The organism is Polymorphospora sp. A560 (genome assembly GCF_045781765.1).
GTDB lineage: Bacteria > Actinomycetota > Actinomycetes > Mycobacteriales > Micromonosporaceae > Polymorphospora > Polymorphospora lycopeni.
On sequence record NZ_CP122282.1, the window covers coordinates 148,941 to 172,372 of the forward strand.

20 protein-coding genes are annotated in these 23,432 nt (G+C 72.2%); 14 read left to right on the forward strand and 6 right to left on the reverse strand.

Features of this window, described 5'->3' with window-relative positions; translation table 11 throughout:
* Positions 1 to 3 precede the first annotated feature (3 nt).
* Positions 4 to 1,251, forward strand: coding sequence for a phosphoribosylamine--glycine ligase (purD, locus tag QCD66_RS00690; protein ID WP_375732678.1), 1,248 nt, complete (start codon positions 4 to 6; stop codon positions 1,249 to 1,251).
* Between the two features lie 101 nt (positions 1,252 to 1,352).
* The gene (locus tag QCD66_RS00695; RefSeq protein ID WP_375732679.1) at positions 1,353 to 1,973 is read left to right on the forward strand and encodes a hypothetical protein; all 621 of its coding nucleotides are present in this window, start codon (positions 1,353 to 1,355) and stop codon (positions 1,971 to 1,973) included.
* 49 nt (positions 1,974 to 2,022) lie between these two features.
* On the opposite strand, the gene QCD66_RS00700 is transcribed toward QCD66_RS00695, so the two are convergent.
* The 3 genes from QCD66_RS00700 to QCD66_RS00710 all read right to left on the reverse strand — a co-directional run bounded on the left by QCD66_RS00700 (position 2,023) and on the right by QCD66_RS00710 (position 4,838).
* On the reverse strand, positions 2,023 to 2,475 hold the full coding sequence (locus QCD66_RS00700; RefSeq protein ID WP_375732680.1) for an SCP2 sterol-binding domain-containing protein: 453 nt from the start codon (positions 2,473 to 2,475) through the stop codon (positions 2,023 to 2,025).
* Between the two features lie 84 nt (positions 2,476 to 2,559).
* Positions 2,560 to 3,486 carry a MaoC/PaaZ C-terminal domain-containing protein gene (locus tag QCD66_RS00705; RefSeq protein ID WP_364220812.1) on the reverse strand — a complete coding sequence of 309 codons (927 nt, stop codon included), beginning with the start codon at positions 3,484 to 3,486 and terminating at the stop codon, positions 2,560 to 2,562.
* The gene (locus QCD66_RS00710; protein ID WP_364220815.1) at positions 3,486 to 4,838 is read right to left on the reverse strand and encodes a 3-oxoacyl-ACP reductase; all 1,353 of its coding nucleotides are present in this window, start codon (positions 4,836 to 4,838) and stop codon (positions 3,486 to 3,488) included. Before QCD66_RS00710 ends, QCD66_RS00705 begins: the two co-directional genes overlap by 1 nt.
* Before the next feature lie 62 nt (positions 4,839 to 4,900).
* On the opposite strand from QCD66_RS00710, the gene QCD66_RS00715 reads away from it, so the two are divergent.
* From QCD66_RS00715 to purB, 4 genes are all read left to right on the forward strand, one after another.
* Positions 4,901 to 6,193 carry an acetyl-CoA C-acetyltransferase gene (locus QCD66_RS00715; RefSeq protein ID WP_375732681.1) on the forward strand — a complete coding sequence of 431 codons (1,293 nt, stop codon included), beginning with the start codon at positions 4,901 to 4,903 and terminating at the stop codon, positions 6,191 to 6,193.
* Positions 6,194 to 6,251: 58 nt separating this feature from the next.
* The gene (locus QCD66_RS00720; protein ID WP_375732682.1) at positions 6,252 to 7,562 is read left to right on the forward strand and encodes an MFS transporter; all 1,311 of its coding nucleotides are present in this window, start codon (positions 6,252 to 6,254) and stop codon (positions 7,560 to 7,562) included.
* A 63-nt stretch (positions 7,563 to 7,625) separates the two neighbouring features.
* Positions 7,626 to 9,296 (forward strand): sugar ABC transporter permease, encoded by a 1,671-nt coding sequence (locus QCD66_RS00725; protein WP_375732683.1) that lies wholly within the window; start codon positions 7,626 to 7,628, stop codon positions 9,294 to 9,296.
* A 126-nt stretch (positions 9,297 to 9,422) separates the two neighbouring features.
* On the forward strand, positions 9,423 to 10,853 hold the full coding sequence (gene purB / locus QCD66_RS00730) for an adenylosuccinate lyase (protein WP_364220827.1): 1,431 nt from the start codon (positions 9,423 to 9,425) through the stop codon (positions 10,851 to 10,853).
* Positions 10,854 to 10,896: 43 nt separating this feature from the next.
* On the opposite strand, the gene QCD66_RS00735 is transcribed toward purB, so the two are convergent.
* Both QCD66_RS00735 and QCD66_RS00740 read right to left on the reverse strand, forming a co-directional pair.
* Positions 10,897 to 11,322 (reverse strand): heavy metal-binding domain-containing protein, encoded by a 426-nt coding sequence (locus QCD66_RS00735; protein WP_364220830.1) that lies wholly within the window; start codon positions 11,320 to 11,322, stop codon positions 10,897 to 10,899.
* Between the two features lie 128 nt (positions 11,323 to 11,450).
* Complete coding sequence (locus tag QCD66_RS00740) at positions 11,451 to 12,134, reverse strand: DUF1986 domain-containing protein (protein WP_364220833.1); 684 nt, start codon at positions 12,132 to 12,134, stop codon at positions 11,451 to 11,453.
* 404 nt (positions 12,135 to 12,538) lie between these two features.
* Here QCD66_RS00740 and QCD66_RS00745 point away from each other — a divergent pair, with 404 nt between their 5' ends.
* The 5 genes from QCD66_RS00745 to QCD66_RS00765 all read left to right on the forward strand — a co-directional run bounded on the left by QCD66_RS00745 (position 12,539) and on the right by QCD66_RS00765 (position 17,663).
* Positions 12,539 to 13,153, forward strand: coding sequence for a TMEM165/GDT1 family protein (locus QCD66_RS00745; protein WP_364220836.1), 615 nt, complete (start codon positions 12,539 to 12,541; stop codon positions 13,151 to 13,153).
* Between the two features lie 236 nt (positions 13,154 to 13,389).
* On the forward strand, positions 13,390 to 13,644 hold the full coding sequence (purS, locus tag QCD66_RS00750; protein ID WP_357542243.1) for a phosphoribosylformylglycinamidine synthase subunit PurS: 255 nt from the start codon (positions 13,390 to 13,392) through the stop codon (positions 13,642 to 13,644).
* Positions 13,641 to 14,324, forward strand: coding sequence for a phosphoribosylformylglycinamidine synthase subunit PurQ (gene purQ, locus QCD66_RS00755; RefSeq protein WP_364220840.1), 684 nt, complete (start codon positions 13,641 to 13,643; stop codon positions 14,322 to 14,324). Before purS ends, purQ begins: the two co-directional genes overlap by 4 nt.
* The gene (purL, locus tag QCD66_RS00760; RefSeq protein ID WP_375732684.1) at positions 14,321 to 16,912 is read left to right on the forward strand and encodes a phosphoribosylformylglycinamidine synthase subunit PurL; all 2,592 of its coding nucleotides are present in this window, start codon (positions 14,321 to 14,323) and stop codon (positions 16,910 to 16,912) included. The genes purQ and purL overlap by 4 nt, the downstream gene beginning before the upstream one ends.
* 1 nt (position 16,913) lies before the next feature.
* Positions 16,914 to 17,663: a 2-phosphosulfolactate phosphatase gene (locus tag QCD66_RS00765; RefSeq protein ID WP_357542338.1), complete on the forward strand. Its 750-nt coding sequence runs from the start codon at positions 16,914 to 16,916 to the stop codon at positions 17,661 to 17,663.
* 13 nt (positions 17,664 to 17,676) lie between these two features.
* Here the strand turns inward: QCD66_RS00765 and QCD66_RS00770 are convergent, their stop codons facing one another.
* Positions 17,677 to 19,497 carry a carboxypeptidase regulatory-like domain-containing protein gene (locus QCD66_RS00770; protein ID WP_375732685.1) on the reverse strand — a complete coding sequence of 607 codons (1,821 nt, stop codon included), beginning with the start codon at positions 19,495 to 19,497 and terminating at the stop codon, positions 17,677 to 17,679.
* A gap of 496 nt (positions 19,498 to 19,993) precedes the next feature.
* Here QCD66_RS00770 and QCD66_RS00775 point away from each other — a divergent pair, with 496 nt between their 5' ends.
* The 3 genes from QCD66_RS00775 to purM all read left to right on the forward strand — a co-directional run bounded on the left by QCD66_RS00775 (position 19,994) and on the right by purM (position 23,334).
* On the forward strand, positions 19,994 to 20,347 hold the full coding sequence (locus QCD66_RS00775; protein ID WP_364220849.1) for a sterol carrier family protein: 354 nt from the start codon (positions 19,994 to 19,996) through the stop codon (positions 20,345 to 20,347).
* Positions 20,348 to 20,482: 135 nt separating this feature from the next.
* Entirely contained in the window at positions 20,483 to 22,063 is a 1,581-nt protein-coding gene (gene purF / locus QCD66_RS00780; RefSeq protein ID WP_364220852.1) for an amidophosphoribosyltransferase, read from the forward strand.
* 110 nt (positions 22,064 to 22,173) lie between these two features.
* Entirely contained in the window at positions 22,174 to 23,334 is a 1,161-nt protein-coding gene (gene purM, locus QCD66_RS00785) for a phosphoribosylformylglycinamidine cyclo-ligase (protein WP_357542255.1), read from the forward strand.
* The last annotated feature ends 98 nt before the right edge of the window (positions 23,335 to 23,432 follow it).

The window sequence follows — 23,432 nt, forward strand, 5'->3', positions numbered from 1 at the left end:
ACAGTGCGCGTACTTCTCATCGGTGGTGGCGGGCGTGAGCACGCCCTCGCGCTCGGGCTCGCCGCCGACCCGTCCGTCGACCACCTGATCGCCGCACCCGGCAACCCGGGTATCGCCGAGGTCGCCGAGCTGCGGACGGTCACCCCGACCGATCCCGACGCGGTCGCGGCGCTCGCCGTCGAGACCAACGCCGACCTGGTGGTGATCGGCCCGGAGGCGCCGCTGGTGGCCGGGGTCGCCGACGCCGTACGCGCCAAGGGGGTCGCCGTGTTCGGCCCGTCCGCCGCCGCCGCGCGGCTGGAGGGCTCGAAGACGTACGCGAAGGAGATCATGGCGGCGGCCGGGGTGCCGACCGCCCGCGCCCACACCTGCACCGACCCGGACGCGGCGGCTCGGGCGCTCGACGACTTCGGTGCCCCGTACGTGGTGAAGGACGACGGCCTCGCCGCCGGCAAGGGGGTCGTGGTCACCGACGACCGGGAGGCCGCGCTGCGGCACGCCGCCGAGTGCGGCCGGGTGGTGATCGAGGAGTACCTGTCCGGCCCCGAGGTCTCGCTCTTCGTGGTCACCGACGGCGAGGCGGCGGTGCCGCTGCTGCCGGCCCAGGACTTCAAGCGGGTCGGCGACGGCGACACCGGGCCGAACACCGGCGGCATGGGGGCGTACGCGCCGCTGCCGTGGGCGCCCCCCGGCCTGGTCGACGAGGTGATGGCCAAGGTGGTGCACCCGACCCTGGCGGAGCTGCGCCGGGCCGGGAACCCGTTCGCCGGCCTGCTCTACGTCGGCCTGGCGATCACCGCCGACGGTCCCCGGGTGATCGAGTTCAACGCCCGCTTCGGCGACCCGGAGACGCAGGTGGTGCTCGCCCTGCTGGAGACGCCGCTGGCCGGCCTGCTGCACGCGGCGGCGACCGGCACGCTGGCCGGGCACCCGCCGCTGCGCTGGCGCCCCGGTGCCGGGGTGACCGTGGTCGTCGCGTCGGACGGCTACCCGGCGGCGCCGCGCACCGGGGACGTGATCACCGGTGCCGACCGGCCGGGCATCATCCACGCCGGCACCCGCCGGGCCGACGACGGCGCACTGCTGTCGGCCGGCGGCCGGGTGCTCTGCGCCACGGCGACCGGCGCCGACCTGGCCGCCGCCCGGGAGACCGCGTACGCCCTGGTCGACGGCGTACGGCTGGACGGCTCGCACCACCGCGGCGACATCGCGCTCGCCGCCGCCGAGGGCCGGGTGACGCTGCCCGGCTGACGCTGCCGGCACGAAAGCGGGATTCGCGGATGTCGCTGCGTTCCTAGCGTGGAACACATCACCGGTCGTGCGGCCGGGGTGATTCCCGCTAGGAGCGAATCATGAAGCTGTCCACCACGACCCGCCGGGTGACCGGGTCCGTCACCGGCCGGGCCGCACTCGTCTTCGCCGGGGGTGCGCTCGCCCTGCTGGCCACCGGCTGCAGTGTGCAGGTGACTCCGGCGCCGGGCACTCCAAGCGCCGCGCCGGTCGAGTCGACCGCACCGGCCCAGCCGACCGGTGAAGCCTCGCCCGTGGTCAGCGCCACGCCGGCCGGGCTACCCGGCGGGATGCCCGGCGGCCTGCCGACCAAGGGCGCTCCGGGGGGCGGCCACCCGACCCAGGGCGGCGGGCACCCGACGAAGCCGCCGGCCGGCGGCACGTCGATCGTCTACTTCAAGGTCGTCCAGAAGCCGACCTGCCCGAGCGGCACCGACCCGGGCCGGTCGCTGATCGTCGGGTGGAAGACCACCGGCGCGACGGCGGTCGCGTTGTCGGCCGACAACCCCGGCATGGTGGGCAGCTACGGCACCTACCACGGCAACGAGGGTTCGCAGGAGTTCTCGTTCTCGTGCGCGGACAAGGGCAACACCGAGACGCACACCTACACGATCCACACGATCGGCGACGGCCCGCAGCGGTCGAAGACCATCAACGTCTCGTTGCGGGTGCCGCAGAGCTGAACGACGACCGGGTCGGCGCCACCGGCGCCGACCCGACCGCCGCGCCCGGCTACGCCTTCGGGATGTCGAAGAGGTTCGGGATGCTGGCGGCCAGCGCCATGTCGCCCTTCGCCTTCACCTTGCCGGTCATGAAGAGCATGACCGGGTTGGCGCCGCCTGAGATGATCTTCAGGAACTCGACCGGGCCGACGGTCAGGGTCAGCTTCGGCTCGCGCTGCGGCGGCTTCGCGGTGGTGCAGGTGCCGTTCTCGATCACGACCTCGTACGTGTCGGAGCCGCCGTCCAGGGCGCCGGTGATGACCCAGTGCAGCACCGTGTTGGTGTTGGCGCCCTTGTCGGCGCGGAAGAGCGAAGGCATCCGGTTGAACACCTCGTCGAGGACCTTGCCGCGTACGTCGCTCTGCATCACCTGCGCGATCTGCGCGTCCGGGGTGGCCTTGACGAGCCTGGCGAACTCCTGGGGCTCTACCGAGGCGAACGTGGCCGGGTCGAAGTCGGTCATCGCTGATACCTTCCGCCGGTCGAGAAACTTACTGACAAGTAACCTTATGCAGGAGCAGGAACGGCGGCAAGCCGGCCACGCCGGCTAGCCGGGCGTGACGGTACCGGTCAGGTGCGGCCGGCCCGACCGCGCGTCGTGCAGCGCGAAACTCCAGGCCGGACTGGCGCTGAAGGCGACCGTCGCCGGCAGCAGGATCGGCAGCTTGAAGGCCGCCTCCACGGTGTAGGCGTCCGGCAGTCGGCCCTCCAACGCGGCCAGGCAGCGGGCCTTGCTCCACATGCCGTGCGCGATCGGGCGGGCGAAACCGAACAGCCGCGCCCCGATCCGGGACGTGTGGATCGGGTTGTGGTCGCCGGACAATCGCGCGTACTCCGTACCCACCCGGGGCTCGACCCGGAATCGGCCGGAAGCGGCCGGCGGCGCGGGACGCTCACCCGGGCCGCGCCCGTCCCGGTCGCCGCTGGTGCGCTCCCGCCGCAGGTACGTCGACACGCCGCGCCACACCACCTCGCCGGCGACCGACGCGGTGGCGAGTACGTCGAACTGCCGGCCCCGTGGATGCGGCCGCAGGTCGGCGGCCCGGACCGACAGGTCGAGTGGCTCGTTCGCGTCGACCGGGCGTTCGACGGTGACCCGGTTGGCCACGTGCACGAGCCCGACCAGCGGAAACGGGAAGTCCGGCGCCGACATCAGCCGCATCGCCAGGGGAAAGGCGAGGACGTGCGGATAGGTGGCCGGCAGCGTGTCGGTGAGCCGGAACCCGCACACCCGGTCGTACGCGGCCAGGTGGCCGCGGTCGACGGTGACCCCGCGCAGCCGCAACTCCAGCCCGGGCAGGCTGTCGCCGCCGCGCCGGCCGCCGAGGCCGGGCACCAGCCCGATCGCCGCCTGCCGGTAGAGCGCGCCGACGGCGGGTGGACTGGTCAGCACCAGCGTGCCGGCGGGCCGGGGCGCGCCGTCCTTCGTACCGGCGGTGCCGTCAGCGGGGTCGGTCGTCGGGTCCTCGCTCATCACGCCCCCAGCAGGCTCTGGCCGCAGACCCGGACCACGTTGCCGGTCACCCCGCCCGAGCCCGGCGAGGCGTACCAGGCGATCGTCTCGGCCACGTCGACCGGCAGGCCGCCCTGGGCCATGCTGTTCATCCGCCGCCCGGCCTCGCGCAGCGCCAGCGGCATCTTCGCGGTCATCTTCGTCTCGATGAAGCCGGGAGCGACGGCGTTGACGGTCACGCCCCGCTCGGCCAGGACCGGCGCCATCGACTCGACCAGCCCGATCACCCCGGCCTTCGAGGTCGCGTAGTTGGTCTGCCCCCGGTTGCCGGCGATCCCGGCGATCGACGCCACCCCGATCAGCCGGCCACCCTCGGGCAGCAGGTCACGTTCCAGCAGTACGTCGTTGATTCGCTCCTGGCTGGACAGGTTGACGTCGAGTACGGCGTCCCAGCGGGCGGCGTCCATCCGGCCGAGCGTCTTGTCCCGGGTGATGCCGGCGTTGTGCACGACGACGTCGACCCGGCCGTGCCGGGCCGCGAGGTGGTCGGCGAGCCGGGCGGGCGCGTCGGGGACGGTCAGGTCGAGCTGCAACGCGGTGCCGCCGATCGAGTTCGCGACGTCGGCGAGCGCGTCACCGGCCGCCGGTACGTCGAGCGCCACGACATGGGCCCCGTCACGGGCCAGCACCCGGGCAATGGCCGCACCGATGCCCCGCGCCGCGCCGGTGACCAGGGCGACCTTGCCGTCCAGCGGCCGTTCCCAGTCGGCCGGCACCGTCCCGGCGCCACCGGTGCCGATCCTGACCACCTGGCCGGAGACGTACGCGGAACGCCCGGAGAGCAGGAACCGGACGGTGCTCTCCACCGCCGTCTCGGCGCCGGGGGCGACGTAGACGAGCTGGGCCGTGCTGCCCCGGCCGAACTCCTTGCCGATGCTGCGGGTCAGTCCCTCCAGGGCGCGCTGGGCGGTGGCCTCGCGCGGGGTGGCACAGAGCTCCGGCGGGGTGCCGAACACGATCACCCGCCCCGAGCCCTTCAACGCCCGGGCGTGCGGGTGGAAGAAGTCGTAGAGCCGGCGCAGGCCGGTCGAGTCGGTGATGCCGGTGGCGTCGTAGACCAGGGCGGCGTCCGTACGGCCGCCCGGCTGCGCGGTCGTGCCCGGGTCGCGTACGTCGACACCGGCGGCGGTGAGCAACTTGGCGACCGGTTCGCGCAGCCGCCCGCCCGGCGCGGCGTCGAGCACCACCGGTCCGGTGACCAGCGGATCGCCGGGGCGGTAGCGGCGCAACCGGGGCGGGTCGGGCAGGCCGAGCCGCTTGACCAGCGCCTTGCCGGGGCCCGAGTTGGCGAAGCTCGCGTACCTGTCGCTCATGCGAATAGAGCGTACTGGCGGGTAGGTTGGCGGCAAGTCCAGAACGTGCAGGAGGCGGGATCGTGCAGACCATCCGGCGGGTCGCGGTGATCGGTGGCAACCGCATCCCCTTCGCCCGGTCCAACGGGCGCTACGCGACCGCCACCAACCAGGACATGCTCACCGCCGCCCTGGACGGGCTGGTGGCCCGGTTCGGGCTCGCCGGCCAGCGGCTCGGCGAGGTCGTCGCCGGTGCGGTGCTCAAGCACGCCCGCGACTTCAACCTCACCCGCGAGGTTGTGCTCGGCTCGAAGCTCGACCCGCGCACCCCGGCGTACGACATCCAGCAGGCTTGCGGCACCGGCCTGGAGGCCGCGATCCTGGTCGCCAACAAGATCGCCCTCGGGCAGATCGAGGTCGGTGTGGCCGGCGGTGTGGACACCACCTCCGACGCTCCCTTGCAGCTCAACGAGGAGATGCGGCGCACCCTGCTGGAGATCAACTCGGCGCGGACCCTCGGCGCCCGGCTGCGGGCCGCCAGCCGGCTGCGCCCGCACCAGCCGTTCCGGCCCGAGTTGCCGCGCAACGCCGAGCCGCGCACCGGACTGTCGATGGGCGAGCACGCGGCGATCACCGCCGTCAGGTGGGACATCGGCCGGGCCGAGCAGGACGCCCTCGCGCTGGAGTCGCACCAGCGGCTCGCGGCAGCGTACGACAAGGGCTTCTTCGACGATCTCGTCACGCCCTACCAGGGGCTGACCCGCGACCAGAACCTGCGGCCGGACACCTCGCTGGAGAAGCTCGGCAAGCTCAGGCCGGTCTTCGGCACCCGGGGGCCGGACGCCGACCGGGCCACCATGACCGCCGGCAACTCGTCGCCGCTGACCGACGGCGCGTCGACGGTCCTGCTCGCCTCCGAGGAGTGGGCCGCCGCGCACAAGCTGCCGGTGCTCGCCTACCTCGGACCGTCCGAGGTGGCCGCCGTCGACTTCGTGCACGGCGACGAGGGGCTGCTGATGGCCCCGGCGTACGCCGTACCGCGACTGCTGGCCCGGACCGGGCTGACGTTGCGGGACTTCGACTACTACGAGATCCACGAGGCGTTCGCGTCGCAGGTGCTGGCCACCCTGGCCGCCTGGGAATCGCCGGAGTTCTGCAAGGACCGGCTCGGGCTCGACGCCCCGCTCGGCGCGATCGACCGGGATCGGCTCAACGTCAACGGTTCGTCGCTGGCCGCCGGACACCCGTTCGCCGCGACCGGCGGCCGGATCGTCGCCACGCTGGCCAAGCTGCTCGCCGAGAAGGGTTCCGGACGCGGTCTGATCTCCATCTGCGCGGCCGGCGGCCAGGGAGTGGTCGCCATCCTCGAACGCTGACCCTGATCGGTGGAACCGGGGTCGCCCGGCGTCCGGCCGAACCCTAGGGTCTGTGCACGTGAACTGGTCACAGACGTTCGCCCCGCTGCGCAACCGGGCGTTCCGCTACCTGGTCGCCGGCCGCACGGTCAGCGTGCTGGGCAACGCCGTCGCCCCGATCGCGCTCGCCTTCGCCGTGCTCGACCTGACCGGGTCGGCCCGCGACCTCGGGCTCGTCGTCGGCGCGCGGTCCCTGGCCAACGTCCTGTTCCTGCTGATCGGCGGGGTGATCGCCGACCGGTTTCCCCGGCACCTGGTGATGGTCGGCGCCAACCTGCTGGCGGCCGGGACCCAGGCCGCCATCGCGGCGGCCGTGCTCACCGGCACCGCGACGATCCCGCTGCTGCTCGGCCTCTCCGTGGTCAACGGGATCACCGCCGCGCTGGCCCAGCCGGCCACCGCCGCGGTGATCGGCCAGATCGTGCCGCAGGAGTCCCGACAGCAGGCCAACGCGCTCAACCGGCTCGGGTTCGCCAGCGCGGCCATCTTCGGCGCCTCGCTCGGCGGTCTGCTCGTCGCCGCCATCGGCCCCGGCTGGGGACTGGCCGTCGACGCCGCCGCCTTCGCCGTCGCGGCCGGGCTCTTCGTGATGGTCCGGGTGCCCAGGGCCAGCGCCGCCGAGCGGACCGGGCCGGCCCCGAACGTCTTCCGCGAACTGCGTGAGGGCTGGGTCGAGTTCAGTTCGCGGACCTGGCTCTGGGCGGTGGTGCTCGGCTTCTGCCTGCTCAACGCCGCCTACGTCGGTGGGGTCAACGTGCTCGGGCCGGTCATCGCCGACGAGAGCTTCGGCCGGGCCGGGTGGGGCCTGGTGCTGGCCGTGAAGACCGTCGGCATGATCGTCGGTGCGCTGGTCGCCCTGCGGCTGCGGATCCGCCGTTTCCTGTTCTTCGGGGTGGCCTGCATGGCCGCACCGGCCCTGCTGCTCGGCGGCCTGGCGCTGGCGCCGTATCTGATCGTGCTGGTGGGCGCGGCGTTCCTGACCGGGCTCGCCATGGAGCAGTTCGGCATCGCCTGGGAGACGACGATGCAGGAGCACGTGCCCGGCGACAAACTCGCCCGGGTCTACTCCTACGACATGCTCGGCTCCTTCCTGGCCATCCCGATCGGTCAGGTCGCGGTCGGTCCGCTGGCCGAGGCCCTCGGCACCCGGGTCACCATGCTCGGGGCCGCCGCGCTGGTCCTGATAGCGGTGCTCGGCATGCTGGCCAGCCGCGACGTACGCCGGCTCGAACACCGCCTGGATCCACCCGCCGTCCCGGTGACCGCCGATCCGGTGGCCGGTGCCCCGGCCGCCGCGGCCGACCCGGGTGACCTGCTGACGAAGTCCTGACCGGGGCATCGACTGGATGGGCGTTGCTAGCATCCAGCAGCATGATTGTCGAGGTGTCGACGCATGACGTCTGAGCAGCCGTTCCCGGCCCCACCGGCACATCTGTCCGCCGATCCGGGCCGGTCCGCCGGTCCGAGCCGACCCGTCCGTACCGTCGTCGGGCTGCTCCTGCTGCTGCCCGCGCTCCTCGCCCTGCTGTGGTCCTACGTCCTGCCGTCGGTGTCCACACTGGTCAAGAGCTTCCAGCGGGATCCGCTGATCGGCACCGTCGAGCAGGTCGGCGGCGCCAACTACGAGCGGATCCTCGAGATGGGGTTCCTCGGGGCGTTCAGCTTCGCGCTGGGGCTCGCGCTGGTGCCGCTGCTGTGCGCACTCCTGGTCGCACCGCTGCTGGCTGTCGTCGCCGACCGTGCCGGTCGGGCCGCCCGCCTGGTCACCCGGGGCCTGCTCGCCCTGCCCCTGGCCGGATACGCCCCGGTGGCCGTCCTGGTGTTCTGGATGATGCACCGGTCCGACCCGCGGGTGCTGAGCGAGAGCCCTCGGCTCACCCTGATCTGGATCGTCGGCATCACGTCGTTCGGGCTGGTCGTCGGCGTCGCCGCGACGTTCTTCCTGAGTGCGTTGCGCGGCCGGCGGGCCGGTGGCCGCCCGGGGCCGGCGATGCTGGTCACCGGTGCCGTGCTCGCCCTCGGCGTCGTCGCGGCGGCCCTGCAGACCTACACGGTGCCGGCGCTGCTCACCGGCGGCGGGCCGGCCCGCCGCACGGCGACGCCGGTGCTCGACGCGATGCAGAACAGCCTGATCCGGATGGACCTGGGGCCAGGTTCGGCGATCTCCACCATCCTGCTCGCGGTGCTCGGCGTGCTGGGCCTGACCACCGTCGGGCTGTTGCTGATCACCCGGGCGAGGATCGAGTGGGACGGCTGGCGCGACCGGCCCGCGTCCCCTGGAATCCCGCCGGCGCCGTCCGGAATCCCACCGGAGCGTGCCGGTCGCCCGCTCTTCCTGGTCCTGCTGGTGGTCGCGTTGGTCGGCTTCCTGGCGGTGACCGCCTACGCCGTCCTGTTCCCGTGGGTGCGGGCCGCCTTCAGCGACGGCGAGTTGCCGATGGGTGCCACCAGCGGCGGGATCTTCGTCAATACCTGGCTCCCGCCGCTGATCGGTGCGGTGGTCTCGGTCACCCTGGCCGCCGTCGGCGGCTTCGCGATCGGCGGCCTCCGCCCGCTCGGCCGGTGGAGCGAGATCCTGCTGCTGCTCTTCGCTCCGTGGCTCTTCGTCGGCACCGGTCCGCTGGCCATCGCCAACTACCTGCGCGCCCGCGACCTTGACCAGATCGACTCCCTGATCGGGCTGATCCCGCCCGGCTGGGTCTCGATTCCCGCGCTGGTCGCGTTCACGTTGCTGTTCCGTGGCCTGGAGCCGCGCTGGCGGGCGGGCGGCGGGTTCGCCCGTACGGTCCTGCTTCCGGCGCTGCCGTTGCTTCCGCTCGCCGTGGTGGTGTCGTGGCTGATCAGCGCGCAGCAGCTGCTCTGGCCGTGGCTGATCGGTCAGGGGCCCGGCAGCTGGACCGCCGGCCTGGTCGCCCAGCAGGTGCTGTACCGGCGGATCGCCACCGACGACGCCGCGCTGGCACTGGTGCTGCCGTTGCCGATGATGCTGCTGTTCCTCCTCGTCCTGGTGGCGGCGCAGATCACCTACCTGGATCGCCTGGCCATCCGCGTCGGCCGTCGCTGAGCCTCACCCCCGCGATCTTGCGGTTGTCGCCCTCCATTTCCGGCAAATGGGGGAGACAGCCGCAAGATCGCGGGAGGCTCGGTAGGAGCGGCTGAGCGGGACCGGGGGCGTGAAAGACTGCGGTACGTGACGAAACCGCAGGTGCCCAACGTTCTCGCCGGCCGCTACGCCTCTCCCGAACTCGTTCGACTCTGGTCGCCCGAGGAGAAGATCCGGATGGAGCGGCGGCTCTGGCTGGCCGTACTCCGGGCCCAGCGGGACCTCGGCATCGAGCTGCCCGACGGGGTGGTCGAGGCGTACGAGGCGGTCGTCGACGACGTCGACCTAGAGTCGATCGCGGCCCGCGAGCGGCTGACCCGGCACGACGTGAAGGCGCGGATCGAGGAGTTCAGCGCGCTGGCCGGGCACGAGCACATCCACAAGGGAATGACCTCCCGCGACCTGACCGAGAACGTCGAGCAGCTCCAGATCCGGGCCTCGCTGGAACTCGTACGCGACCGCGTCGTCGCCACCCTGGCCCGGCTGGCCCGGCTCGCGGTCGAGCATTCCGACCTGGTGCTCGCCGGGCGCTCGCACAACGTCGCCGCCCAGGCCACCACGCTCGGCAAGCGGTTCGCGTCCGCGGCCGAGGAACTCCTGATCGCCTACGAGCGGATCGAAGACCTGATCGGGCGCTACCCGTTGCGTGGCATCAAGGGGCCGGTCGGCACCGCCGCCGACCAGCTCGACCTCTTCGACGGCGACGCGGGGCGGGTGGCCGAGCTGGAGCGCCGGGTGGCCGCGCACCTCGGGTTCAGCCGGGTGCTCGACAGCGTCGGCCAGGTCTATCCGCGGTCGCTCGACTTCGACGTGGTCGCCGCGCTCGCGCAGACGGCCGCGGCGCCGTCGTCGCTGGCCCTCACCATCCGGCTGATGGTCGGTCAGGAGCTGGCGACCGAGGGCTTCAAGCCCGGCCAGGTCGGGTCCAGCGCCATGCCGCACAAGATGAACACCCGCTCCAGCGAGCGGGTCAACGGCTTCGCCGTGATCCTGCGCGGCTACCTGTCGATGGTCGGCGAGCTGGCCGGCGACCAGTGGAACGAGGGCGACGTCTCCTGCTCGGTGGTCCGCCGGGTGGCCCTGCCCGACGCGTTCTTCGCCGCCGACGGGCTCTTCCAGACCTTCCTGACCGTGCTCGACGAGTTCGGGGCCTACCCGGCGGTGATCGCCCGGGAACTCGACCGCTACCTGCCGTTCCTGGCCACGACCAGAATTCTGGTGGCGGCCGTACGTCGCGGGGTGGGTCGGGAGGTCGCCCACGAGGTGATCAAGGAGCACGCGGTGGCGGTGGCGCTGGCGATGCGGGAGAAGGGGATCGCCGAGAACGACCTCTTCGACCGGCTCGCCGCGGACGGCCGGCTCGGACTCGGCCGGGCCGAGATCGACGCGCTGGTGTCCGACCGGGGTGCCTTCGTCGGGGCGGCCGCCGCCCAGGTGCGGGCGGTCGCGGACCGGGTCGCGACGGTGGTCGCCGCGCACCCCGACGCGGCGGCGTACGACCCGGCACCGATCCTCTGACCGGTCCGGCCGTTCGGCGGGCCCGGTCGGGTCCGCCGGAGGGTCAGCCCTCGCGGACCGGCAGCCCCTCGATCGGCGCGGTGTCCTCCTCGTCGTCGTCCACGTCCGGTCCACGCCCCTCCCGTTCCCAGCGGTCGACCGGGCCGGAGTCGTGCGGTAGACGGGCGACGACGACGGCGGTGCCGTACGCGCACATCTCCATCCACATCAGGCCGACCTCGCGGTGTTCGAACCGCATCGCGAGTACGGCGTTGGCGCCCATGAGTTCGGCCGAGGCGCCGAGTTTCGTCAGCGCACTGACCCGCCAGCGCTGGAGGTGGTCCGATGCCCTGGGGTGGAGGAAGTTGCCACGAAGGGTCTTCACGCCTTCCGAGAACGGGTTGCGGGTACGCGGCACCGAGACGATCACCTGTCCGATGACGTGCCGTACCTCGTAACCGGGTAATGAATCCGTGGTAACCACCATCATGCTGCGATGCTAGGCATGTCGGATGTATCCCAATAGCGAGGTTCTGTTCAGCTGACCGCAGTCTGCGAAACGGTGCGGCGCGGACGCCCGGGTCATCCGAGCATCCGCGCCGCACGCGGGACAGGTCGTCAGACGCCGGCCACCGAGGTGATCCAGGCGCGGTTGTACGCGACGCTGCCGTAGTTCTGGATGTTGACGCCGTCGGCGGTCGAGGCGACACCGACCTGGGCACCGTTGTAGAACTGCGGGCCGCCGGAGTCACCGCGCCAGGCGTTGCCGTTGATCCGCGTGCTGCGGATCGCCCGGCCGCCGTACGCGTCGGTGACGCTGGTGCTGGTGACCCGGACCGAGGCGGTCTTGAGCACGGTCGACGCCGAGCAGCCGCTGTAGCAGGTCATGCCCCAGCCGTAGATGGTGTTGGTGGAGTTGACCGGCGGGTAGCTGTTGGACAGCGTGACGGCCCCGCTGGTGACCGGGCTGCTCAGGCGCAGCAGCGCGAGGTCGTACTGACCGTACGAGGCGGTGACGCTGCGGGTCACGCCGCCCGAGGTGCGGTTGACGCTGCCGATCCGCACCGACATGGTGCCGCTGACGCAGTGCCGGGCGGTGAGCACCCAGTTGGCCGCGATGACCGAGCCGGAGCAGGTGAACGAGCCGTTGCTGAAGACGGCGGCGGCCCACGGGGCGGACGAGACGGTGCCGCCGCCGATGATCGGGTCCGGGCCGGCGGGGGCGGCCGTGGCGACCGACGGGGCGGCCACCACGCCGACGAGGGCGGTGGCCAGCGTGGCCAGGGCGAGACGAGCGCGCATGGACGGGCTCCTTCCGAGGGGGTTTGCCCGGCGGGGGTCGGCCGGGTCGGGGTGAGCCGCCGTCGGTGGACTGGTCGTCCGCCGTACGGCTGTTTCGAAATGGATCAATGAACTCGGGGGTCTGATCCTTCCGACGGACACGCTAGGACGTCCGCCATTGATTCACAATGGTCGAATCGACATAACACGATGTTATGGCCCTGGTGGGCGGCGGCGCGGCGGTGGGATACGCTCGCCACCAGCGAAGGGGAGTAGCCCCCAATCACGCGGTCGACACACTGGCGCCCGGCGCCCGGCCACGTGGACCGCACCCGATCCGGTGCGGTGGGCGAGACCTTCGACCCAGGCCGTATGGCCGGGTCGAGGGCATCCCGCTCCCGGTCCGGCCGGGAAGGAATCCTCCGTTGGAATACGTTCTCGTCGCGCTGACCGCTTTCGTGCTCATCGCGCCGGTCGAACTGCCGGACAAGACGTTCGTCGCCACCCTGGTGCTCACCACCCGCTATCCGCCGCTGCCGGTGTGGCTCGGCGTGGTGGCCGCCTTCGGCGTGCAGTGCCTGGTCGCGGTGGCGGCCGGCAGCCTGCTCGCCCAGTTGCCGCAGGCGCCGGTGGCGCTGGTCTCGGCCGGACTCTTCGCGGTCGGCGCACTGCTGCTACTGCGCGGGGCACGGCGGGCCGACGCCGAGGGCGCCGAACAGGAGCAGGCCTTCGCGAGCAAGGTCGGCGAGGGGAAGCGGGGCTGGCGGGCCTTCGGCGCCAGCTTCCTCGTCCTGTTCACCGCCGAATGGGGCGACCTGTCGCAGTTGCTCGTCGCCGGCCTGGTGGCCAGCGGGCAGCCCGCCATTCCGGTCTTCTTCGGCTCCTGGGCGGCGCTGGCCACCGTGTCCGGACTCGCCGTCCTGCTCGGCCGCTGGCTGCTCAAGAAGATCCGGCTGTCGCTGGTGAGCTACGTCGCCTCCGGGGTGTGCGCCATCCTCGCCGTGGTGACCGCCGTCACCGCCATCAACTCGCTGATCTGAGGAAATCCCTGCTGCTGCCCCCGGCGGACGGTGATCCGCCGGGGCCGGCCGGGTGCCGGTCCGCCCCGGTGCGAACTATGTCCCGTCGTGCCTGCCCCGCCGCAGGCCACAGGCGACCTCCGCCGGCCCGTGTACGCCGCCGGGCGGTGCGTCGACCGGTCCATCTACCAGGTAGGCTGGCTCCGCTCGCCCCATTGGGGTCGGCACCCAACTGCGTACACAGTCAGGAGTGCCCAGTGGCTCGCGTCGTCGTCGACGTCATGCTCAAGCCGGAGATTCTCGATCCCCAGGGTCAGGCGGTCGTAAACGCCCTACCTCGCCTCGGGGTCGACGATGTCTCCTCCGTGCGCATCGGCCGGCGCATAGAGATCGAGTTCGCCGGTGAGGCGGACCTCGACCGGGCCCGTGAGATCGCCGACAAGCTGCTCGCCAACCCGGTGATCGAGGACTTCGAGGTCCGGCTGGCCGAGACCGAGGAAGTCCGACCGTGACAGCGCGCGTAGGCGTCGTCACCTTCCCGGGCTCCCTCGACGACGGTGACGCGGCCCGTGCCGTCCGTCTCGCCGGTGGCGAGGCCGTACGCCTCTGGCACGCCGACCCCGACCTGCACGGCGTCGACGCGGTGGTGCTGCCCGGCGGCTTCTCGTACGGCGACTACCTGCGGTGCGGCGCCATCGCCCGCTTCGCGCCGGTGATGGAGAGCATCGTCGCCGCCGCGGCCGGCGGCCTGCCGGTGCTCGGTATCTGCAACGGCTTCCAGATCCTCTGCGAGGCCCACCTGCTGCCCGGCGCGCTGACCCGCAACCAGCACCTGCACTTCCGCAACCGCGACCAGATCCTGCGGATCGAGTCGCCGGCCACCGCCTGGACCAACACCTTCGCCGCGGGGCAGGAGATCCTGATCCCGGTCAAGAACGGTGAGGGCTGCTACGTCGCCGACGAGCGCACCCTCGACGAACTCGAGGCGACCGGCCGGATCGTCGCCCGCTACGTGGGCGGCAACCCCAACGGCTCACTGCGTGACATCGCCGGCATCAGCAACGCGGCCGGCAACGTGGTCGGCCTCATGCCCCACCCGGAGCACGCGGTCGAGGCGCTGACCGGTCCGTCCCTCGACGGGCTGGGCTTCTTCACCTCGATCCTCAAGCACCTCGCGGGAGCACCTGCATGACCACCCAGTCAGACGTCCGGCCAGGCGCGGCACCGTCCGCCGAGGACCCGGACACCGTCGATGTGGCCGTGGCCACCCCCGAGGTGCCCCAGCCGTACGGCGAACTCGGCCTGCGCGACGACGAATACGACCGGATCCGGCAGATCCTGGGCCGCCGGCCGACCCAGTCCGAGCTGGCCATGTACTCGATCATGTGGAGCGAGCACTGCTCCTACAAGTCGAGCAAGGTCCACCTGCGCCAGTTCAGCGAGAAGGCGCCGCCGAGCGACCGGCTGCTCGCCGGCATCGGGGAGAACGCCGGCGTCATCCGGATCTCCGACAACCTCGCCGTGACCTTCAAGGTCGAGTCGCACAACCACCCGAGCTTCGTCGAGCCCTACCAGGGCGCGGCCACCGGGGTCGGTGGCATCGTCCGCGACATCCTGGCCATGGGCGCCCGCCCGGTCGCGGTCATGGATCCGCTGCGGTTCGGCGCGGCCGACCACGAGGACACCGCCCGGGTGCTGCCCGGCGTCGTCGCCGGGGTCGGCGGCTACGGCAACAGCCTCGGCCTGCCCAACATCGGCGGCGAGGTCGTCTTCGACCCCTGCTACCAGGGCAACCCGCTGGTCAACGCGCTCTGCCTGGGCGTGCTCCCGGCCGACCGTCTCCAGAACAAGGCGGCGGCCGGCGCCGGCAACGTGGTCGTCCTCATGGGCGCCAAGACCGGCCGGGACGGCATCGGCGGCGTGTCCGTGCTGGCCAGCGCCACCTTCGACGCCGGCAGCGCCAAGCGCCGCCCGTCGGTGCAGGTCGGTGACCCGTTCACCGAGAAGCTGCTCATCGAAGCCTGCCTGGAGCTCTACGACGCCCAACTCGTCGTCGGCATCCAGGACCTCGGCGGCGCCGGCCTGACCTGCGCGCTCACCGAGACCGCCGCCGCCGCCGGCACCGGCATGCGGGTCTGGCTGGAGCGGGTTCCGCTGCGCGAGCAGTCGATGGAGCCGCAGGAGATCCTGGCCAGCGAGTCCCAGGAGCGGATGCTGCTCATCGTCGCTCCGGAGAAGCTCGAAGCGGTGCTCAAGACCGCCGACAAGTGGGGCGTCCTCGCCACCGCGATCGGCGAGGTCACCCCGGCGGCGCCGGACGGGCAGCCCGGCCGGCTGGTCATCACCTGGAACGGGCACACCGTCGTCGACGTACCGCCGGGTTCGCTCGCCGACGACGGCCCGGTCTACGCCCGGCCGATGCGCGAGCCGTCCGACCTGATCCTGATCCAGGCCGACCGCGCCGAGACGCTGCCGCGCCCGGCCAACCCCGACGCGCTGCGGGAGACCGTGCTGCGCATGATCGCGTCGCCCAACCTGTGCGACAAGACCTGGGTGACCGAGCAGTACGACCGCTACGTCCTCGGCAACACCGTGCTCGCCCAGCCCGAAGACTCCGGCGTCATCCGGATCGACGAGCAGTCCGGGCTCGGGGTGGCGCTCTCGGTCGACGGCAACGGCCGCTACGCCCGCCTCGACCCCTACCAGGGCGCCCGGCTCGCACTCGCCGAGTCCTACCGCAACGTGGCCGTCACCGGTGCCCGCCCGATCGCCGTCACCAACTGCCTCAACTTCGGCTCGCCCGAGGACCCGGGTGTGATGTGGCAGTTCGCCGAGGCCGTACGCGGACTGGCCGACGGCTGCGCCGAGCTCGGCATCCCGGTCACCGGCGGCAACGTCAGCTTCTACAACCAGACCGGATCGGTCGCCATCCACCCCACCCCGGTCGTCGGGGTGCTCGGGGTGCTCGACGACGTGACCCAGCGGGTGCCGATGGGCTTCTCCCGGCCCGCCCACGCCGACGGCGACGTGATCTTCCTGCTCGGTGAGACCCGCCTGGAGCTGTCCGGCTCCGAGTGGGCCTGGGTGGCCCACGAGCACCTGGGCGGCGTACCGCCCCGGGTCGACCTGGCCCAGGAGAAGCTGCTCGCCGACCTCGTCGCCGAAGCCGCCCGGGTCGGGCACCTCAGCTCCGCGCACGACCTCTCCGACGGGGGCCTCGCGCAGGCCCTGGTCGAGTCGTCGCTGCGGCACGGGGTCGGCGCCCGGATCGCACTGCCCGAGGAGTTCGGCACCGGCTCGATGCCGTTCGTGTATCTCTTCAGCGAGTCGGCCGGCCGCGCCCTCGTCGCGGTGCCCCGGGGTCAAGAGAAGGCGTTCGCCGGCCTGTGCGTCGAATACGGCGTACCGGCGACGGCGCTCGGCGTGACCGATCCCAACCAGGACGGCATCGACATCCGGGACCAGTTCTCGATCGGCTTCGACGAGCTGCGCGCGGCGTTCACCTCGACCCTGCCCCGGCTCTTCGGCGGCATGACCGAGGCTGCCACGCCGGAGCCCGCCACCACGGACGGCGAGCCCGCCGCCGCCGAACCTGCCACCGGCGAGCCGCCCGCGCCCGCCGCGCGGGTGGCCGGCGGTCCCGCCGAGCCGGCCGTGTCCGGGGCGCCGCCCGCCGCGGCCGTGGTCGCCGGAACCGTCGACACCACCGCACCCGCCGAAGTCGCCGAAACCGGCGATCCCGGCACCGCAGCCCCGGCCGGGCCTACCGACACGCCCTGACCTGGTGGTATTCGCCCAGCCGGGCAGCGGGGCACGCTTCGACTGGGGTCTCGCCGGCGCCGCCGAACTCGGGCGGGTCTGCGCGGCCCTGGTCGTCGTCGACGTCCTTTCGTTCACGACGTCGGTCGAGGTAGCGGTCTCCCGGGGGATGCGGGTGCACCCGTTCCCCTGGAACGACCAGGCCGCCGAATACGCCACCCGGATCGGCGCGGTCGTCGCCGTCGGGCGGGACTCGGTCGACGACGTCAACCCGTGGTCGCTGTCACCGGCGGCGCTGCGGCGTGCTCCTGCCGTACCCGACCTGGTCCTGCCGTCACCGAACGGCTCGGCCATCTGCGCCGCCGCCGCGACCACCGGTGTCCCGGTCGTCGCCGGCTGCCTGCGCAACGCACCCGCCGTCGGGCGCTGGCTCACCGAGCACGGGTACGGCTCGACCGACGCCCCGGTCGGGGTGATCGCCGCCGGCGAACGGTGGCCCGACCTGACGCTGCGCCCCGGCGTCGAGGATCAGCTCGGTGCGGCCGCGGTCCTCGACGCGCTGGCGACGGTGCCGGGCGGGCTCTCGGTCGAGGCGGCGGTGGCGCTGGCCGCGTTGGCCAGCGTGCCCGATGTGCCGGCGGCCGTACGCGGCTCCGTGTCAGGGCGCGAACTGCGGAGCCGCGGCTACGGCGCCGACGTCGAGATCGCCGTCGAAACGGGTGTCTCGTCGGTGGTGCCGGTGCTGCGCAACGGGGTCTTCACCGCCGCCTGACGAGGCGCCGGGCTCAGCCGTCCAGCCAGTCCAGCGAACCACGATCCGGCCGGCCGGGCTGCTGCGGGCCGCCCCGCCGGGACTGGTCGCCCTGACCACCCCGGTCGGACGGGTAGTCGCCGGGCTGGTCGTAGCCGCCCCGGTCGTAGCCACCCCGCTGTTCCGGCGTCCGGTCGTATCCGCCACCGCGCTGGTCGTATCCACCGGGCTGCTGGTCGTAGCCGCCCCGGTCGTAACCGCCGCGCTGGTCGTAGCCGCCCCGGGGATCCTGGCCGCGCTGGTCGTAGCCGTCGCGGTCGTATCCACCGGTCTGCTCGTATCCGCCAGCCGCGCCGGAACGGTGGTCCTGCTGGCCGTAGCCGCCGCCGGTAGCGGGCGCGTCGTAGCGGTTCCCCCGCTCGTAGCCGCCGGTCGAGGGCTCGTAGCCACCGGTCGGCTGCTCGTGGTCGCCGCCACCCCGGCCGCCGTACTGCTGCCCGGACGGTTGCCGGTAGCCCTGGTCCTGGCCGCCGTAGCCACGGCCCTGCCCGTACGAGGAGGAATCCGAGTCGTACGGGTCGACGGCGGGGGCGTAGCCGCCCGCGACCGCGTTGCCGGTGTTGCCACCGGGCTCGTAGCGGCCGGTGGGCTCGTCGTAACGGTCGCCGTAGCCGCCGCCCGGCGCGGGCCGGTCCGCCGGGCTGCCGTAGTCGCGCCCGCCGTAACCGTCGCCCCGACCACCGCCCGCACCGTAGCCGGCACCCGAGCCGGGGGAGTCGCCGTAGCCGTAGCCGCTGCCGGAAGAGGGGGCATTGCCGTAGCCGGCACCCGATGCCGGGGCGGTCCCGTACCCGGCACCCGAGGCCGGGGCGTTGCCGTAGCCCGCGCCGGAGGCCGGGGCGTTGCCGTATCCGGCGCCCGAGGCGGGGGCGTTGCCGTATCCGGCGCCCGAGGCGGGGGCGTTGCCGTATCCGGCGCCCGAGGCGGGGGCGTTGCCGTAGCCGTAACCTGCCTGGGTGGGCTGGCCGCCGTCGTAGTCGTTGCCCCAGCTCTGCTTGTCCTGGGTGGTCGGCAGCGGTGCGCCGTACGGGTCGGGGAACTCGTCGACGACCGGCCGGGCCTGAAGCATGGTCGGCTGGTCACCCAGTGCGGGGCGGCTGACCATGGTCGGGTCGGGTCCGGCGCCGGCCCGGGGCGTGATCCGCGTCGCGTCGTCCATCCCGCCGTATCCGCCGGCGGCAGCGGCGGCGGCGGGACGGGCCGCCCGGCCCCCCCGCCCGGCCGCACCGTCCTCGGCGTCGTCGTCGGCCTCTTTGCGTCGTACGAGAAGCAGCACGATCGCGCCGACGCCCAGTGCGACGAGCAGGCCACCACCGAGGATCAGGGCCCACGAGCCGAAGCCGCCGGAACTGTCGTTGGCGGCCGGCTGGGTCGCTGCCCCGGGAGTGGGCTCGCCGCTTACCTCGCCCTCGCTCGGGGTCGGTTCGGCACTCGCCTCGTCGGACGGGCTGGCGCTGGGCGACGGCGACGGCTGGAGCGCGAGAGCGAGCCGCTGGTTGGTCACCGACTGGTTGGCCGCGCCGGTGATCGTGATGGTCTTGATCGCGCTGTCCTTGCTGGCACCGAGTTCGATGCTGCCCGGAGCGATCGGGTTCTGGGCCGTGCCGGCGAAGCGGAAGCGGCCGTTCTCGCCGGTGACGGTGTCGTAGCGGTTGTTCTGCGAGTCGGCGATCGCCACCGTCGCGCCGGCGACCGGGTTGCCGGTGGTCTGGTCGGTGACCGTGCCCGAGACCTCCCGGACCGTCGGCCGCTGTGCCGGTGTCGGGGCGGTGACCCGGAGCGAGAACTGAGCCACGACGGGGTCGCTACCCTCGCCCCTGACTGTCACGGTCTCGTTTGCCGCTTGGGCGTTGGCGTTCGCCTTGACGGTCAAAAGATGCACGTGTGGGTCGTTCTCGCCTACGGTTACCTGAGCACAACCGCCGGTGCAACTCACGCCGCCCGGCAGGTTGGTCATACTGATGGCGAAGTTGGTTCCGGGTTCGGCGCCAGAGATTTCGACTCGGACGGTCGCATCACCGCCCGCCCGCATGTTCACCGAATCGGTGGTGACCCGCATCTCGGCAGCCAGGGCCGGTGAGGCCGGTACGGTGATGAGGGCGCTGGTGGCCAGCGCCACGACCACACCCGCCCGCAGCATCCAGGCTCGTCGGTGTGTTGTCACGTCCACCGCCTTCCGGTCCGGCTCGCCCCGCACGAATACACCGTCGGCCACTATGCCTTGTCTGGCGGGATCAGCGCGACCCAGGGGCAGCATGATGTGCTCCGGCGAAAGGTCGTATCGTCCCGTCGTGTCCTCTGCGCACTTTAAGTCTGCCGCGGTGGCGGCGGCTCTGGCGGCCATCGAAGCTGGGCGACCGCTGGAGAAAGCGGTGCTCCGTGATGCCGTCCGTGCGCTGCTGTCCGAGCTTTCAAGATCCGCACCGGGCCGATCGGTGGAGGTGCGGGTCCCACCTTACGGCGCAGTTCAGTGCGGTGCGGGCCCCCGCCACACCCGGGGAACCCCACCGAACGTGGTCGAGACCGACCCGATCACCTGGGTCCGGCTGGCCACCGGTCGATTGGCGTGGTCCGATGCGACGGCGGACGGGAGTGTGCAGCTCAGCGGTAATCGAGCTGATATCTCCGGATACCTCCCGATCTGATCGGCGAGGCGACGCGAGGCATCGTAGCAGAACGGAGCTTATTCGTAGCCGTCTGTCATCACCGCTGGCTCGCGTACACTGTCTGGCGACGGTATCCCGGACACAGCTCACCAGAATTTCGAGAGGGAGCGGCAGGTGCCCCGAGGCGACGGCCGGTTGACTCAGGACCTCGACCCCCAAAAGCCCGGCCCGCAGGACGAGTGCGGAGTATTCGGGGTCTGGGCGCCGGGTGAGGAGATCGCCAAACTCACCTATTTCGGCCTTTATGCGCTGCAGCACCGCGGCCAGGAGGCGGCCGGCATGGCCGTCAGCGACGGCTCCGGGATCGTGGTCTACAAGGATCTCGGCCTGGTGGCCCAGGTGTTCGACGAGCCCACGCTGGCCAGCCTGCGCGGCCACCTTGCGATCGGGCACACCCGCTACTCCACGACCGGCGGCTCCACCTGGGAAAACGCCCAGCCGACGATCCGGTCCAACGCCGCCGGCACCACGATCGCGCTGGCCCACAACGGCAATCTGGTCAACACCGCCCGGCTCGCCGTCGAGGCCGCCCAACGGGGCCTGGACTCCGACGGCTCGACCACCGACACCGCGCTGATGACGATGCTGCTGGCCAGCCGGCCGGACCTGTCGGTCGAGGCGGCCGCGCTGGAGGTGCTGCCGACCCTGCGTGGGGCTTTCAGCCTCGTCTTCATGGACGACAACACCCTCTACGCCGCCCGTGACCCGTACGGGGTCCGGCCGCTCGTGCTCGGCCGGATGGAGCGCGGCTGGGTGGTCGCCAGCGAGACCGCGGCGCTCGACATCGTGGGTGCGAGCGTGGTCCGCGAGGTCGAGCCCGGTGAGTTGATCGCGATCGACGAGCACGGCCTGCGGTCGGCCCGGTTCGCCGCCCCGGAGCCCAAGGGCTGCCTGTTCGAATACGTATACATCGCCCGGCCGGACACCACGATCGCCGGCCGCAACGTCTACTCCGCCCGGGTCGCGATCGGCCGTCAGTTGGCCAAGGAGCACCCGGTCGAGGCCGACCTGGTCATTCCGGTGCCCGAGTCGGGCACGCCTGCGGCGATCGGCTACGCCGAGGGTTCCGGCATCACCTACGGCGCCGGTCTGATGAAGAACCCGTATGTCGGGCGCACCTTCATCCAACCGTCCCAGACCCTGCGCCAGCTCGGCATCCGGCTGAAGCTCAACCCGCTGCGCGAAAACGTCCGCGGCAAGCGGGTGGTCGTGGTCGACGACTCGATCGTGCGGGGCAACACCCAGCGGGCCATCGTCCGGATGCTGCGCGAGGCAGGGGCGCTGGAGGTGCACGTACGCATCTCGTCGCCGCCGGTCAACTGGCCGTGCTTCTACGGCATCGACTTCGCCACGCGCGCCGAGCTGCTGGCCAACGGACTCGACAACGAGGGCATCCGGCGTTCGATCGGGGCCGACACGCTCGGCTACGTCTCGCTGTCCGGGCTGATCGCGGCGACCGAGCAGCCGAAGACCAGGCTGTGCCGGGCCTGCTTCGACGGTGAGTATCCGATCGAGCTGCCCGCGGGCAACCTGATCGGCAAGCACGTGCTCGAGGGTGTGGGCCGGCGGGTGTCCGGCGACGCCGGCCCGCGGCCGGGCACCGGAGCGCAACCCGAAGACCCCGGGACGGATCGTCCCGGCACACTGCCACTCGTCGCCGTGCCCGGCGGCGCTGAGGCACCGCAGCGTCCGTAGGACGTAGCCGGTCCGGCCAACTGCCGTCCGGGCCGGTGAGACACACAGTCGAGTGATCCTCGACAGGCACCCGACGCGGTTCGCCGCGAGAAGCACTGAGGGGAAGAACCGTGACGCACGTGACTGAGCGCGGCGGCGTAGAAAGCGGACCGAACGGTGGCGCCGACGGCGGCGACAAGCAGGTCTGGACCGCGGGAACCGGCCGCACCGGCCGCAAGCGCACCGTGACGTACGCGGACGCGGGGGTCTCGATCCACGCCGGGGACCGCGCCGTCGAGCTGCTGAAGTCGAAGGTCAAGCGCACGATGCGCCCCGAGGTGATGGGCGATCTCGGCGGGTTCGCCGGGCTCTTCCGGCTCAACACGCAGAAATACCAGAACCCGATCCTGGCGTCGTCGACCGACGGCGTCGGCACCAAGCTGGTCATCGCCCAGCAGCTCGACATCCACGACACCGTCGGCATCGACCTGGTCGCGATGGTCGTCGACGACCTGGTGGCCTGTGGGGCCGAGCCGCTGTTCCTGCTCGACTACATCGCCTGCGGCGAGGTCGTGCCGGACAAGGTGGCCGAGATCGGCGCGGGCATCGCCGACGGCTGCCGTTACGCGGGCTGCGCCCTGCTCGGTGGCGAGACCGCCGAGCACCCCGGGGTGCTGCGTCCCGACGAGTACGACGTGTCGGCGACCGGGGTCGGCGTGGTGGAGGAGAGTGAGATCCTCGGCCGGGACCGGGTCGAGGTCGGCGACGTGGTCATCGCCATGCGGTCGTCCGGTCTGCACTCCAACGGCTTCTCGCTCGTGCGCCACGTGCTGCTCGGGGCCGGGCGGATGCGGCTCGACACGGTGATCGACGACTTCGGCCCGCAGCGCACGCTGGGCGAGGAGCTTCTCACCCCGACCAAGATCTACGCGCAGGACTGCCTCAAGCTGATCGAGGAGTGCGAGGTGCGCGCCCTGGCCCACGTGACCGGCGGCGGCATTCCCGGCAACCTCGTACGCATTCTGCCCGAGCACGTCGACGCCGTGGTCAACCGGTCGACCTGGCGGCCGCAGCCGATCTTCGACCTGGTGCAGGCCAAGGGGCGCATCGAGGACCCGGAGATGGAGTCGACCTTCAACATGGGGATCGGCATGTTCGCCATCGTCTCGGCCGAGGACGCCGACCGGGCGCTGGCGCTGCTGGCCGGCCGTGGACTCGACGCATGGCAGGCCGGGGAGATCATCGAGGGCACCGGGACCGTGCAGATGATCGGTCACCACACCCGAGGCTGAGGCGATCATCGATCAATGGCCGGCTGGATAGCTGCCCAGGGGTTCACCTGGCCGGCCATCTCCACCTAGCCTGAGGTGCGCCTCAGGCGGGAGGAGGG

Excerpts from the sequence above, each read along its gene's own strand:
- QCD66_RS00740 (WP_364220833.1), bottom strand. The coding sequence starts at position 12,134 with ATGCGCGCTCGTCTCGCCCTGGCCACGCTGGCCACCGCCCTCGTCGGC.
- purL (WP_375732684.1), top strand. The coding sequence starts at position 14,321 with ATGACCACCCAGTCAGACGTCCGGCCAGGCGCGGCACCGTCCGCCGAG.
- QCD66_RS00735 (WP_364220830.1), bottom strand. The coding sequence starts at position 11,322 with ATGATGGTGGTTACCACGGATTCATTACCCGGTTACGAGGTACGGCAC.
- QCD66_RS00695 (WP_375732679.1), top strand. The coding sequence starts at position 1,353 with ATGAAGCTGTCCACCACGACCCGCCGGGTGACCGGGTCCGTCACCGGC.
- QCD66_RS00725 (WP_375732683.1), top strand. The coding sequence starts at position 7,626 with ATGACGTCTGAGCAGCCGTTCCCGGCCCCACCGGCACATCTGTCCGCC.
- QCD66_RS00700 (WP_375732680.1), bottom strand. The coding sequence starts at position 2,475 with ATGACCGACTTCGACCCGGCCACGTTCGCCTCGGTAGAGCCCCAGGAG.
- QCD66_RS00710 (WP_364220815.1), bottom strand. The coding sequence starts at position 4,838 with ATGAGCGACAGGTACGCGAGCTTCGCCAACTCGGGCCCCGGCAAGGCG.
- QCD66_RS00705 (WP_364220812.1), bottom strand. The coding sequence starts at position 3,486 with ATGAGCGAGGACCCGACGACCGACCCCGCTGACGGCACCGCCGGTACG.